General features: G+C 34.9%; 13 protein-coding genes. 4 read left to right on the forward strand and 9 right to left on the reverse strand.

Annotated features, from left to right (window positions below):
* Positions 1-34 precede the first annotated feature (34 nt).
* Together ACWA1B_RS11715 and ACWA1B_RS11720 are read left to right on the forward strand one after the other, a co-directional pair.
* Positions 35-595, forward strand: a complete 561-nt coding sequence (locus ACWA1B_RS11715; protein ID WP_456907063.1) for an NAD(P)-binding domain-containing protein — start codon at positions 35-37, stop codon at positions 593-595.
* 196 nt (positions 596-791) lie between these two features.
* Positions 792-1,433: an NAD(P)H-binding protein gene (locus ACWA1B_RS11720; RefSeq protein ID WP_456907065.1), complete on the forward strand. Its 642-nt coding sequence runs from the start codon at positions 792-794 to the stop codon at positions 1,431-1,433.
* 92 nt (positions 1,434-1,525) lie between these two features.
* On the opposite strand, the gene ACWA1B_RS11725 is transcribed toward ACWA1B_RS11720, so the two are convergent.
* From ACWA1B_RS11725 to ACWA1B_RS11735, 3 genes are read right to left on the reverse strand one after another with little or no spacing between them, the layout of a single operon-like run.
* Positions 1,526-2,083 (reverse strand): carboxymuconolactone decarboxylase family protein, encoded by a 558-nt coding sequence (locus ACWA1B_RS11725; RefSeq protein ID WP_456907067.1) that lies wholly within the window; start codon positions 2,081-2,083, stop codon positions 1,526-1,528.
* Between the two features lie 18 nt (positions 2,084-2,101).
* Complete coding sequence (locus ACWA1B_RS11730) at positions 2,102-2,671, reverse strand: cupin domain-containing protein (RefSeq protein ID WP_456907069.1); 570 nt, start codon at positions 2,669-2,671, stop codon at positions 2,102-2,104.
* Positions 2,646-2,903 (reverse strand): 2TM domain-containing protein, encoded by a 258-nt coding sequence (locus ACWA1B_RS11735; protein WP_456907070.1) that lies wholly within the window; start codon positions 2,901-2,903, stop codon positions 2,646-2,648. Before ACWA1B_RS11735 ends, ACWA1B_RS11730 begins: the two co-directional genes overlap by 26 nt.
* A gap of 219 nt (positions 2,904-3,122) precedes the next feature.
* On the opposite strand from ACWA1B_RS11735, the gene ACWA1B_RS11740 reads away from it, so the two are divergent.
* Entirely contained in the window at positions 3,123-3,698 is a 576-nt protein-coding gene (locus tag ACWA1B_RS11740) for a Crp/Fnr family transcriptional regulator (protein ID WP_456907072.1), read from the forward strand.
* Between the two features lie 61 nt (positions 3,699-3,759).
* On the opposite strand, the gene ACWA1B_RS11745 is transcribed toward ACWA1B_RS11740, so the two are convergent.
* The 6 genes from ACWA1B_RS11745 to gndA form a co-directional block, all read right to left on the reverse strand.
* Entirely contained in the window at positions 3,760-4,545 is a 786-nt protein-coding gene (locus tag ACWA1B_RS11745; RefSeq protein ID WP_456907074.1) for a DJ-1/PfpI/YhbO family deglycase/protease, read from the reverse strand.
* A gap of 54 nt (positions 4,546-4,599) precedes the next feature.
* Positions 4,600-5,370 carry an antibiotic biosynthesis monooxygenase gene (locus ACWA1B_RS11750; protein ID WP_456907076.1) on the reverse strand — a complete coding sequence of 257 codons (771 nt, stop codon included), beginning with the start codon at positions 5,368-5,370 and terminating at the stop codon, positions 4,600-4,602.
* A gap of 292 nt (positions 5,371-5,662) precedes the next feature.
* On the reverse strand, positions 5,663-6,238 hold the full coding sequence (locus tag ACWA1B_RS11755) for a Crp/Fnr family transcriptional regulator (RefSeq protein WP_456907078.1): 576 nt from the start codon (positions 6,236-6,238) through the stop codon (positions 5,663-5,665).
* Between the two features lie 128 nt (positions 6,239-6,366).
* On the reverse strand, positions 6,367-7,083 hold the full coding sequence (gene pgl / locus ACWA1B_RS11760) for a 6-phosphogluconolactonase (protein ID WP_456907080.1): 717 nt from the start codon (positions 7,081-7,083) through the stop codon (positions 6,367-6,369).
* A complete protein-coding gene (zwf, locus tag ACWA1B_RS11765) occupies positions 7,067-8,596 on the reverse strand; it encodes a glucose-6-phosphate dehydrogenase (RefSeq protein WP_456907082.1) in 1,530 nt (509 codons plus the stop codon). Before zwf ends, pgl begins: the two co-directional genes overlap by 17 nt.
* Positions 8,597-8,624: 28 nt before the next feature.
* Entirely contained in the window at positions 8,625-10,034 is a 1,410-nt protein-coding gene (gene gndA / locus ACWA1B_RS11770; RefSeq protein ID WP_456907084.1) for an NADP-dependent phosphogluconate dehydrogenase, read from the reverse strand.
* Between the two features lie 795 nt (positions 10,035-10,829).
* Here gndA and ACWA1B_RS11775 point away from each other — a divergent pair.
* Positions 10,830-14,018: a SusC/RagA family TonB-linked outer membrane protein gene (locus tag ACWA1B_RS11775; protein WP_456907086.1), complete on the forward strand. Its 3,189-nt coding sequence runs from the start codon at positions 10,830-10,832 to the stop codon at positions 14,016-14,018.
* Positions 14,019-14,023: the final 5 nt, after the last annotated feature.

The raw sequence follows: 14,023 nt of genomic DNA on the forward strand, positions 1-14,023 counted from the left end.
TCAAAAATCAAAGTAGATTAAAAAATAAAAAAATATGAAAATTGGATTTATAGGAGTTTGCAGCACAACAATGGAATTAGCAGCAAGAGCGGCTAAATCTGGACATCAGGTTTTAATAAGCCACACGAAAAACAATTGCCACGCAAGGGATTTGGTAGAGATGATGGAAGGCAAAGTAAAATTAGTGAGCAAAAATGAAGCAGCAAAAGCAAAAATGCTGGTATTATTTATTCCTCGTGAAGATATTCAGGTATTTTTATCCGATTTGCCTGATATGACCGAGAAAATATTAGTGCATGCAAACAATCCAATTTATAGTTTAGAATGTTTGTGTCCAAGTCTAAATTTGAAATCTTCGGGTGAAATAATTGCGTCGTTGCTGCCTGAAGCGCATATAGTCAAAATACATAATATTGTGGATTCTGAAATTGCTCCGCCAACAGTTAAAAAACAAATTAAAAACGAATTGTTTTATACAGGAGCTAATTCCCAAGCAAAAAATAAGGTCAAAAACTTTTTAAAAACTTTAAATTTTTCAGGAATTGATTTTGAAGAAATGTATCTCGAGACTAAGTTTGCTTATTCGCCAAATTAAGTAGATAATTTAATAAAAAAGGGGGAATTTTTTTATTATCCTGGTCAAGAATTACTATGTCAAATTACTTTATTAAAATTTAGGTTTTAAAGCTGCTTTTTAAGCAGTTTTTTTTTGCTTATTTTTAAACTGTATTTCTTTTCACTTAAATTAAGACTTAAACAACAGAATTCTAATTTCTTAAACTTATTATACGATGAAAGCATTAGTAATTGGAGCAACGGGCGCAACAGGAAAAGAATTAGTTGAACAGCTTCTGGATAATAATGATTACACTTCGGTTTCTATTTTTGTACGTAGGTCAATAGGAAAATCTCATCCTAAACTCACCGAACATGTTGTGAATTTTTCAGAAGTAAATCAGTTTACAGATTTGATCAAAGGCGATGTGTTTTTTTCCTGTCTTGGCACTACGTTAAAAGTAGCAGGTTCAAAAGAAAATCAATGGAAAATTGATTATGACATTCCAGCTGCATTTGCGACGATGGCGAGAAAAAATGACGTAAAATCTTTTGTATTAGTTTCTTCTTATGGCGCTTCGGCCAAAAGCAATGTTTTTTATTCTAAAATGAAAGGGAAATTAGAGGATTTTATAGCCGATTTAAATTTTGAGCAATATTTGGTTTTTCGACCTGGACCACTAATAAGAGAAAATACAGATCGCTGGGGAGAAAAAATTTCAGTCAAATTATTTAAAGTGCTAAATGCAATCGGTCTGTTTAAAAATTTAAAACCGATTTCAACAGCATTCTTAGCAGAGAAATTAATAATAGCGCCCAAAAAACTTCCGATGGGAAATACGATTCTTGAACTTAATGCAATTTTAAATTTGAATTAAAAAATCCCTGATAATAAATTTTAAAAAGCCTTGAAGAGCTATTTCTTTAAGGCTTTTTAATGGAATTAAAAGACGATTTTTTATCTGTTTATTTAAGGTGTCGGAACATCAAAGCCATTTAAGACTGTTGCGAGTAACGTGTAAGCGCCTATTAGAAATATAAGTTCTGCAACAGCTTCTTTTCCTAATACTTCTACAGCTAAATTGTATGAAGAATCAGCGACAATTTTTCCTTTTACTAAAACTGAAGCAATTTCATATGCGATTCTTTCTTCCTGATTTAATTCAGAAGGACAGATTCCTGATGCTAAGGATGCAACTGCTTCAGCAGAAAAACCAAAATGTTTTGCCATAATTTCGTGTGCATAAAGTTCAAAACGTGCTCCAAATGCTGCACCAACTGTAAGAATGGCAACTTCTCGGACTTTTTTAGAAAGCGTTGCATGATTGTCTAATGAGCGCACAAAACTTAGAGCCGGAATTCCGAACTGCGGGAAAGCGAGCATTGGCGGAAACGGACCGGTTAAAGCCCCGTCATTATTTGTCATTACAACGAGACCTTGACTATGTGTAATGAGTTTAAAAACTTCATCGTGAACATAACGAACTTCATCGTTCATGTTTTCTGGTTTTATCGGATCAACTCGCATAATAATTGATTTTAAGATTTAGCGAAGATTTTCTTCAAATTGTCCGTCAATCAGTATAAATACTACTCGGCATGTTTTTCCTGATTTATTGCTCCACGCATGATTAGTACCTCTTTGTATAATAATATCGCCCGCTTTTGCAATGGTTTCACCACGATCTACAATTAGTGTAAGCTCGCCTTCCAATACAATTCCGTAATCAATAGTTTCGGTTTTGTGCATTAACGGATGAGGTGCATTTTCGTCTGCTTTTGAAGCGTGTTCACCTTTCATGGTTTTAAAATGTTCAAAAGCTTGTTCTTTGGTCAGATTTCTGATTTCATCGCTTTCTGGCGGAAAATCAATAACCCGAATCCTTGTTCCTTGTTTTGGAGGCCCTAAAATAAGTGCAGTTTCTTCGGAATCTGCTGAAATGCTATCAATTAAAGCCGGAGTTTGTTTCGTATTCCAAATCTCATAAAACTTGGCTCCATTTGGTCCGCCTACCATATAAGTGCGTGAAGGGGTTTCTTCAGAAATAATTACTGCTTTTCCGTCACGATCATGACCGGTTACAATTCGCTTAAATGCTGTATGATTTGTTTCCATGAGAATAAGATTTAGTGTTGTTTTTATTGAATACAAATACGCCTAAATAGTGAAAAACAATTCCCACTGCCCATGCTGGTGTAGACCAAAGCGGCCAAGGGTATGTTGTGTCTGTCAAATACCAAATGATAAATACAATTGGTGTAAATAATAAAAATACAAGAAGGTGGATTCTAAATCCTAATTTTGGATTCTTATTTGCTTTTGCTTCATTGTTGAATTTAGTTTTCATGATTCAGTTTTTTTAATTATCAGTAATAGAATATTTTTTAATTAATTGTTTGTAAATAAATGATTTTCAACTTATTTACATGACAAAGATAGAGCCGTAATTTTGTTCATACCATTGACTTTGGTTAAGAACGTTTCTTTACTATTTAATGAACATAATTTTGTGTTTAGAAGAATTAAATTTAATTTTAAGCAACTTATTTGTCTTAAAATCAATAGTATGGATGCCCTTAAGAACGTTATTACATCAGTTGTTCCAATGTCTGATGAAGAGTATAATTTGATGTTGCCAATTATTAGCAGATTAGAAGTAAAGAAGGATACCGATCTTTTGCAGCAGGGAGAAATCTGCCGTCATATCTATTTTATTGAAAGTGGCTTTTTTAGGATGTTTTATGTGGATTACAGAGGAAACGAAATCAATAGCAGATTTGCAAAGCCAAATGATTTTCTGGTTGATTTCGCTAGTTTTATTACCCAAGCAACGGCCCATTATAGTTGTAGAGCGATGGAAGATTCGAACGTAATTGCTTTAGAGTATGAGAAAGTCGAAAAGCTATATGACAGTTGCCCGAACTGGTCAAAATTTGGAAGACTAATTGCTGAATCTGCCTATCTTATTATTATTGAAAGGCAGGAGATGCTTCATTTTCAAACTCCCGAAGAGCGATATAAAACAATCTTAAAAAAACAACCTTATCTTTTTCAAATGGTATCACAGAATCAGCTTTCGTCTTACATTGGTATAAAGCCAGAATCTTTAAGCAGGCTTCGTAAAAGAATGATTGGTAAGTGAGATTGTTATGTTGAAATTCAAAGACGGAAGATAAATTTCACCTTCCGTCGATTTTTGAGGATTATTTTCTTACTAACCAGCTTTCTACAGCTTTAGAAAAATCAGCTACATCAATTGGGTGTCTGCTTGTAATAATGTTGGAATCAACCACAACAGGTTGGTCAGAAACAATTCCGCCTGCGTTTTTAAGGTCAATTTGAATGTTCCAATATCCAGTAAGTTTTCTTCCTTTAAGAATATCAGCCGAAGCCAAAACAACTGGTGCATGACATATAGCCGCAATCAGTTTTCCTGATTTATTAAAATCCTGAATGAATTTGATTACGTCTTTATCATAACGAAGATTATCTGGATTCCAAGCGCCACCCGGAATGAATACCGCATCATAATCGCTTACCTTAATTTGATCTGCAGTTCTGTCAAATTTGATCCAGCCAACAGGTTGTAAATATTGAATCGCCATAATATGAGTTTTTGCCATTTCAGGAGTACTCAATCCGTATCTTGCTGGAGCAGGATTGAATTTTGGAGCGATGATGTCAACCTGAGCACCCAGTTCTCTGAAATACCAAACGGGTCCAGTAAGTTCAATTTCCTCAAAACCATCTGCTGCCAATACAGCGATTTTTTTGCCTTTTAATACTGTTTTGTCTTTCACAGGAGTAAAAAAGAATGCTCTCAAAGCCTCATTTCCCGGAGCATTCAATAATTGAGAAACGGGCATCACAGATACGTGTGAAGGAGTTGCCAATTGATTCATTACATTTAATTCATGATTTACCTGAGCTTCTGCACTTAATGCTGTGCCCACTAAACCTGCTGCGATAACTTGTTTTAAATTTTTCATGATTTCTAATTTTTAAAATGTTGATAATTGTTTTTTATGAATTTATTTTTCTAATTATTCTCTTGTTAGCGGTGCAAATTCGATTAGATTATGTAGTCCGTTTTGAAAAGGTTGGGTTTTTATGCTGGTTTCCAAATATTCGATTACGGGTTTGATAGGAGGAAAGTTGAGGTGATATTGAAAAGCATCATTACTTCTGAATTTTTCGTAGGTAACAAATTGTGTATTATCTCCTTCAATCTCAGAAAGCTGATACGTTACAACGCCCGGCTCACTTCTAAATTGAGGCATCGCGATATGGTAGGTATCTTTAAAGTTTTGTTGTGTACCATTTTTGGCATCAACAAACAACATTATAACCAGTTGGTTGTCTTCCTTTTTTGCTGTTTTGCGCCATTGCTCTTTTGTCAGCGGTTCAAGATCTTTTATATAATACGTATTAACAGGTTTTAGAAGTGATTTTTGGGTCAATGTTGCTAATGATTTTGCCTCTTTTCTTTTGCTGAATTTTTCTAATCCATTTTTGTTATTCCATCTTTCGATTAGCCATAATATATTTGGTTTCTTTTCTTCGAAGAAAGCTTCAGCCATAATATTTTCTTTTGAAGAAATTGCACTAGTAACATAATCTGAAAGTACTTTTCGAAGCTGAGCCTTTTCAGCTTCTTTCACTTCATATTGAGTCATTTTTGAAATTGTTTCGTTCAAAATTTTTGTCTTTACTGTTGTTGAATTTTGAGCTTTAGCTGTAACTGTCATAAGCACGAGCACATTTATCGAAGCGATAATTTTTTTGTTAATGGATTTAAAAGCAGTTGTTTTCATGATTCTTATTTTTTAATTATTGAATGTTTTCAGTTAATAATTTTTTATGCGAATTAATTAGCTTTTCATCTGGGACAAAGTTCCGTCAAGTTTAAAACCTGACGGTTGACCGAACTCACTTTAAACGTGTGATTCAAATCACACGTTTAAAAAAGTTTGAATTAATAACTATTGATTACGGGGCAAAAGTAGATTTACAGCGACTTTAAAATCATTGACTTTGGTTAAGAATGATTTTTGCTGTTGAAGTGGGGTATAAAAAAAGCGTGATAAAAATCACGCTTGCGTTTTGTTAATCTCGGCTAGTAGTAGAGTATAGGCGACTTAAAGTTTCTCGGCTAACTCCTAAATATTCGGCGATATATTTTTTTGGAATTTTTTGCATTATGTTTGGATACAAACTGGCAAATTCTTCATAACGTTTTTTCGGATTATTAGAAAGAAGCGAAATAATTCTTCTTTGTTGTGCCGAATAACCGCTGGTCAATTTCATTCTAAAAAAGTGTTCCATTTTATGAAATTCCGATGCTAATTGTTCCCGACCAGAAAGTGTCAGGCATAAAACTTCGGCATCATCCATGCAGACAATATTAATGTTGGATTCTTTTTGGTTGAAGAAAGCATTATAATCAGAGAGCCACCAATTTTCGAGTGCAAATTGCAAAATGTGTTCTTTTCCATCTTTATCAATATGGAAAGCACGAAAAATGCCTTTCACAATCCAATATTCAGAAGTCACTTTATCACCGTCCTGAAGCAGATATTGGTGTTTTTTTACTTTTTTTTCCTTGAAGAATGTTTTGATATAGTCAAATTCTTCATCGGTTATTGAAGTAATTTCCTCTATATGTTTTTTCAGTTCATCCATCGAAGTAAATTTAATTAAACTTTTCGTTAGGATAAATAGTTTAGCAAATGAAAATCAATAAAATAAAAAAATCGCAATCATCTAAAAATTGATGATTGCGATTTCATAAGTTATTTTTGAGTAAAAAATTAATTCGTCCCTGCAGCAGCTTTATCTACCAAAAACAATAATTCACCAGAAACGGGTTTAATTAATTGCATTGGATATAAAGTTGGGTTGTAAGCTCCAGTTGTAACTTCTTTTAGAGCGTGCGTTTTTTTCTCGCCAAAAGCCACCACGATAATTTTTTCTGCTTTATTAATCAATGGTGCAGTAAGTGTAATACGGTGCATTTTTTGAGGTGCTAAATAATAAGCGTCAACCCATTTGGTTTGTTCTTCTAAAACGGCTTCGCCTGGGAAAAGAGACGCAGTGTGTCCGTCATCTCCCATTCCTAATAAAATCAGGTCAAATTTCCCTTCTTCACCTAAAATCTTTCTAAGGATTTGTTCGTAGATAGCAGCATATTCTTCAGGAGTAACGCCGTCTTTGTACATTTCAAAAATGTTTTCTTGCGGAATAGCAACCTGGCTTAATAATGTTGCATACGACATTTTAGCATTGCTCAAATCATCGTTCAACGGAACCCAACGTTCATCTCCCCAAAAAATGTAAACTTTGTTCCAGTCTATTTTGTTTTTGTAAGCATCAGAAGCTAATAATTTGTAAATCCCTGCTGGAGAAGAACCTCCTGTAAGTACAGCTGTAAATGTACCTTTTGCGGCAATCGCTTTTTGAGCAGATTCGACAAAAAGGTCTGCAGCAGTACTATTGATTTCTTCTGTGTTATTATAAATCTGTATCATTTAAAACTTCTTCTTTTGTTTGTGTATTCGGAATCCATTTGTGTCCTTGGCGTGCTAACAATTCGTCAGCTTCTTCAGGTCCCCAGCTTCCTGCTTTGTAATTAGGGAAATTTGTTGGAGCTACTGTTTTCCAAACTTGCTGAATCGTGTCAATTGCATCCCAAGCTTCTTCCACTTGATCCCAACGCATAAATAGAGTAGGATCTCCCGCCAAAGCATCTGCAATCAATGTTTCATAAGCTTCCGGCGACATTGTTGAACAGGCAAAATAATCAAAAACCATTTCGGCAGGTCTTAATGCTAGCGAAAGTCCTGGTTTTTTGGTCATAAATTGCAGTTTAATGTCCATTGCAGGCTGAATATTGATGATCAATCGGTTTGGTGTCATACCTTCTTTTCCATAAGAGAATGAAGAATGTGGCACTGGTTTAAACTGAATAATGATGGAAGATTGTTTTTCTTCCATTCTTTTTCCTGAACGCAAATAGAACGGAATTCCCTGCCATCTCCAGTTGTCCAGATAAATTTTCATGGCAACGTAAGTTTCTGTATTAGAATCTGGTGCAATGCCTTTGTCCTGACGGTAACCCGGAACTGGAACTCCTTTTATTTCACCAGTATCGTACTGACCTCTCACGATGTAATGATCTACTTCTTCTGGTTTGATACGACGAATTGATTTCAAAACATCTGCTTTTCGGTTACGAATGTCATCTGCATTTAATGATGCAGGCGCTTCCATAGCCGTCATACATAAAATCTGAAGCAAGTGGTTCTGAATCATATCTTTTAATGCTCCAACACCTTCATAGAATCCGCCTCGTTCTTCAACGCCGACTTCCTCTGCTACGGTAATTTGGACGAAATCAATAAAATTTCGGCTCCATAAAGGTTCAAACATTGAATTCCCGAAACGGAAAGCCAAGATGTTCTGAACCGTTTCTTTTCCTAAATAGTGATCGATTCTGTAAATCTGCTCTTCTTTGAAGGTCTGTGAAAGCATTTCGTTAAGTGCAATTGCAGAAGTTTTATCGTAACCAAAAGGTTTTTCGATAATAATACGATCTTGTTTTGGATTCGCCGCAAGCCCGATCTTTTTGATATTGCTCGAAATAGTTGAAATGAAAGAAGGCGTAATTGAAAGATAAAAAAGACGATTGGCGCGTTCTCCAAAAGCCTGATCAAAGCCTTCAATTTTCTCGTTCAATCCGATATAGGATTCTTCTTTGTCAATATCTAAACTATGATAGGTTATATGAGAAAGAAATTTTTCTGTTTCTGGGTCATCAATTCCTTTTCTTCTTGAAAAAAGAGCCAGATTTTCTGCTACATAACTGCGAAAATCTTCGTTTGTTTTTTCTGCTCTTCCCAGAGCAATAATCTGAAACTTTTCAGACATACGCCCGTCAAGGTACAGATTTTGAAATGCGGGAAAGAGTTTTCTCTTTGCCAAATCTCCGGTTCCTCCAAAAATGACAATGATTGTTGGATTCTTTAGTTTATTTTTAGTCATTGTGTGTAGTTGTGTTGCTTTAAGTTGCTTATTCAGCCCATTGTGTGTGGAAAACTCCTTCTTTGTCTATACGCTCGTAAGTGTGTGCTCCAAAATAATCACGTTGTGCCTGAATTAAATTTGTTGGAAGATTTGCCGAACGGTAAGCATCAAAATAAGATAACGAGTTCATTAATCCTGAAACTGGTAATCCTTTTTGAACTGCAAATTGAATTACAGCTCTCATTCCTGCTTGGTTTTCTGTTAATTTTGAAGAGATTCCGCCATCTAAAAGTAAGTTTGGCAAATCTGCTTTTGTAACATAAGCTTTTCTGAAATCTTCTAAAATTGTCGCACGAATAATACATCCGCCACGCCAGATTTTAGCAACTGTTTCTAGATTTAATCCGTAGTTGTATTCTTTAGAAGCGGTGTGAAGTTGTGCTAAACCTTGAGCGTAAGTCACAACAATAGAAAAAGACATAGCCGATTTTAAAGCTGCAATGGCTTCGCTTTGAGGAACATTTGTTTCTCCAGCATTCCAAACTAATTTTTTAGCCGCTTCAATTCTTTCCGGTTTGGTTTTAGACATATCGCGCATGTTAACTGCCGCGTCGATTGTCGGAACTGGAACTTGTAAATCCATTGCATTTTGCGAAGTCCATTTTCCTGTACCTTTAGATCTTGCCCAATCAGAGATTTTATTGATTAATTGTGTTCCGTCTTCATCTTTTTGTTTTAGGATGTTTCCGGTAATTTCAATTAGATATGATCTTAAATCATCGGTTTGATTCCACTCTGCAAAAGTTTTCTGAATGGTTTCGTCATCCAAATTATAACCTCTTTTCATAAGGTCATAAACTTCAGAAATCAACTGCATGATTCCGTATTCGATTCCGTTGTGAACCATTTTTACATAGTTTCCGGCAGAACCATTTCCTAAATATTCTACACAAGGTTCACCATCAACTTTTGCTGCAATTGCTTCAAAAATAGGGCGAAGTCTTTCATAAGCTTTCTGATCACCGCCCGGCATCATAGCAGGACCAAAACGTGCACCTTTTTCACCGCCAGAAATTCCCATTCCGAAGAAATGAATTCCTTTTTCAGATAATTCTAAAAATCTTCTGTCAGTATCGGTGAAATAAGTATTTCCTCCGTCAATAATAATGTCACCTTTATCTAAATGAGGAAGTAAGCTTGCGATTGCGCTGTCAACTGGTTTTCCTGCAGGAACCAATAACATAATCGCTCTAGGTTGCTGAATAAGCGCTACAAAATGCTTGACATCTGTAGTGGCTTCAATAGTATGGTTTTCATCGGCTTCTTGCTGAAGAGAATTGACTTTTTCTGTGTCTAAATCTAAACCTGCAGCCGCAAAATTATGACTGGCAATATTTAAAAGTAAGTTTCGGCCCATTACACCTAATCCTACAATTCCAAAATCAAATTTGTTCATAGTTTTCAATTAACTAAATTATTAGAAGAATGTTTACTGCAAAAAAGTAAGAGAAAAAACGGTATTGTTTTTTTATTCAGTGTTTTGCAGAAAAACAAAGTTTATTTTAAATCGCATATTTCAAATATACAGACCGCTAAGTTAGAGAAAAATGATGAAAAAGAAGGGGTAAAATAGTTCACTTTTGGTCTTTATTGTGATACTTTTTTGTGTTCGAAACACATTTATTTTTAACGAAAACGATACAGTGAATACGGCCTTTGTAGGTTGTTTTCAGAAATTTCTCATATCACGCCAAAATTTATTTTTATTTTAACTGTTTAGTTTTTAATGATTTAAAATTACTAAATTTTTTTAGTTAACATTTTTTTTGCAAAAAAATCGCAGAAAGTTTTTGAGTTAATATTTTTAATTTACCTTTGTTCTATCAAATTAGTAGAATTTAAAATAAAGATTAAAAATTGTCAAATGATTTCTGAGCGAGTAAGAACTTTTTGATAGTTAATGTTTTAGGAGATGTCTCTGCTAAAATTCTTCAATCCTTGATTTATTAAATTTTATAACAACGACCCTCAATTGCAGGGGAAATAATATTGTATAGACCAATAAAATAATAATAACCCAAAATAAAAATAAAGAAAAATGAAAAAACGAATGTGTTGCAGATAAAAAGAAAAAACCATTTCTGTTGCAGCAGAAATGGTGAAGCTTAAAGAAATTGTCATCTCTAGAAGGAAAGCGAAAATGGACTAAATCTGTTTTCGGCTCACCTTTTTATTAAACTAAAACAAAGTAATGAAAAAAAAATTAAATAGATATATACTGACGTGTATTTTCTTGATTTCCATAGGGGTTAACGCGCAAGAAACGAAACCGTTAATCCAGTCAAAACTTGAAGGAACAGTTGTAGATGCTGTTACAAAAGAGCCTGTAATTGGGGCTTCAATCAACATTAAAGGGACAACGCATGGAGTTGTAACCGATTTTGATGGTAAATTTTATTTCCAAACCGGACAAAAATTTCCTTATACTTTAATTGTAAGTTATTTAGGTTATAAAAAAGCAGAAGTTGTAGTTACTAAAAATGCGGTTGTCATTGATCTTACTCAGGAACAGAATGCACTATCAGAAGTAGTCGTTACGGCTCTTGGAATTACAAAAGAAAAGAAATCATTAGGATATACAACTCAGGCGCTTAAAGGTAAAGACCTTGCTAGTACAAAAGAAACTAACTTCTTAAACAGTCTTACTGGTAAATTAGCAGGTGTTCGTATTACCAATTCGCAAGGAGATATGGGATCTTCACGTATTATTATTCGTGGTGAAACTTCTATCGCGGGAAATAATCAGCCATTATTTGTTGTTGATGGAGTTCCAGTTGATAATTCACAATTGAATGCTGGTGGAGCAACTCGTGATTTCAGAAATGCAATTGCCGATTTGAATCCTCAGGATATTGAAACATTAACAGTATTAAAAGGACCAAACGCAGCAGCGCTTTACGGATCGCGTGCGGCGCATGGTGTAGTTTTGATCACTACAAAATCTGGAAAAGGTCAAAACGGACTTGGTATTACTTTTAATTCTGGTATTACGGTTTCTCAGGTTACTACTTTGCCAGATTTTCAAAATTCATACGGACAAGGATCAAATGGAAAATTTAGTTATGTAGATGGAAAAGGAGGAGGAGTTAACGATGGTGTTGATGAAAGCTGGGGGCCACGTTTAGACGGACGTTTGATTCCTCAATTTTATTCAAATGGTCAAGCAGTTCCGTTTGTAGCGCATCCAAATAATGTGAAAGACTTTTTTAATACAGGTCTTACTTATGATAATAGTATTTCGGTGGCAAAATCAGATGATAAATCAGATTTCCGCGTAGGAGTAAATAATCAGAAGCAATTAGGGACAGTGCCTAACAGTGAAATAAACAAAACAAATTTCACAATTAATACGAATTACCAAATATCAAAAAGTATTAAAGTAGGTGTAACAGGTAATTATATTGTAACAGATGCTCCACAACTTCCAGGTGGTCCATCAGGCGGACGTGCTGCGGGTGTAATGTTGCAATTTCTTTGGTTTGGTCGTCAGGTCGATATTAATGAGCTTGAGAAGGATTGGACTAGAAACTGGAACAACAGCTATTACAGCAATCCATATTGGAATGCTTATTATAATACTACTAGCCAACAGCGTAACCGTTTAATTGGTGATATTCATTTGGAAGCGAAACTTTTCGACGGACTTGATTTTAAATTCCGCACAGGAGTTGATTATTATAACGACCGAAGAAAATACACTATTAAATATGGTACAAACGGAACGCCATTCGGATCTTATGCTGAAGATGCTTATACTGTAAACGAACAAAATACTGAAGGGCTTTTTCATTATAACAAAAACCTTAGTGAAGATTTTACTTTAGATGCTCTTGCAGGTTTTAATATTCGTAACCACAGCGATGCAAATAATTACCAAAAAGCGCCACGTTTGGCTGTACCAGACTTATATACATTGACAAATTCACGTGATCCGTTGACTTCTTCAAATACATTATCACGATTGAGAGTTTATAGTGCGTATGCTTCGGCGCAATTGGGTTTCAGAAATTATGCGTTTTTGAATCTTACAGCTCGTAATGACTGGTCATCTACATTACCAAGCAGTAATCGTTCGTATTTCTATCCTTCGATTAACGGAAGTTTAGTTTTAACTGATGCGCTGAATATTAAAAGCAATACGCTTGATTTCTTAAAACTGCGCGGTGGTTGGTCTGAAGTTGGTAACGATGCAGATCCATATCAATTATCGACAGTTTATAATTTCCAAACAGCATTTGATGGAAATCCAATTCAGACCTCTTCACAAAAGAAACTGAATCAGGATTTGAAACCAGAAACAACTCGTTCTACAGAAGTTGGTATCGAATCTTCTTTCTGGAAAAACAGATTGCATTTTGATGTTGCTTATTATAATACAAACAGTTTCGATCAAATTTTGGAGATTAAAACAACAGCTTCAAGTGGTTATAATTCGCAATTAATCAATGCAGGGAAAATTAACAACCAAGGTTTCGAAGTTCAGTTGGATGGAAATCCTATTCAGCTTGAAAATTTCAAATGGAATGTTGGTGTAAATTACTCTAAGAATACAAGTAAAGTTGAGATTTTGGATTATGATAAAAAGATTCAAAACTACACTATTGGTACTTCTGGAGGTGTAGATGTATTAGCTTCAGTAGGACAAGCTTATGGAGCACTTTATGGAACAGCTTATGAGCGCGATGCAAACGGAAACATTGTAGTAGGTGCCAATGGATTACCAAAAGCAGATCCGACAAAGAAAGTTTTAGGACATTATACACCAGATTACTTAGCGGGTGTTACAAACACATTTACTTATAAAAATCTTGAGCTTTCGGTTCTTGTTGATGCAAGTGTAGGAGGTGAGCTTTTTTCAGGAACAAACAGAACCGGTAATTATACAGGAGTTTTAGCGCAGACGCTTCCGGGCCGAGGTGCTGAGAATGGCGGATTAAGCTATTATTATCCAGGAAACAACACTTCTAATCCAAAAACATTGGTAACTGGAGGAGTTGCTCCAGGTGGTGTAACGGTGTATGATGACGGAATGATTTTCGGTGGTGTATTTGCTGACGGAACTCCAAACAATAAAGTGATTAGTGCACAGGAATATTACAAAGCATCATACAATATCAGCGAAGCTTACATTTACAGTTCAACTTACGTAAAACTAAGAGAGGTTAGGCTTACTTATAATGTAGATAAAAAATTAGCTAAAAAACTAGGACTTCAGGGTGCAAGTATTACTGCTGCTGGTCGTAACCTATTATTTATTTACAAAGATGTGCCAAATATAGATCCTGAAACTGCTTTCAATACTGGAAATGCACAAGGTTTGGAGAGTTTAGCTTTGCCAACTACGAGAAATTTCAGTCTGAATGTTAATCTTAAATTTTAAAAACT

It is taken from the genome of Flavobacterium xizangense (genome assembly GCF_054075145.1).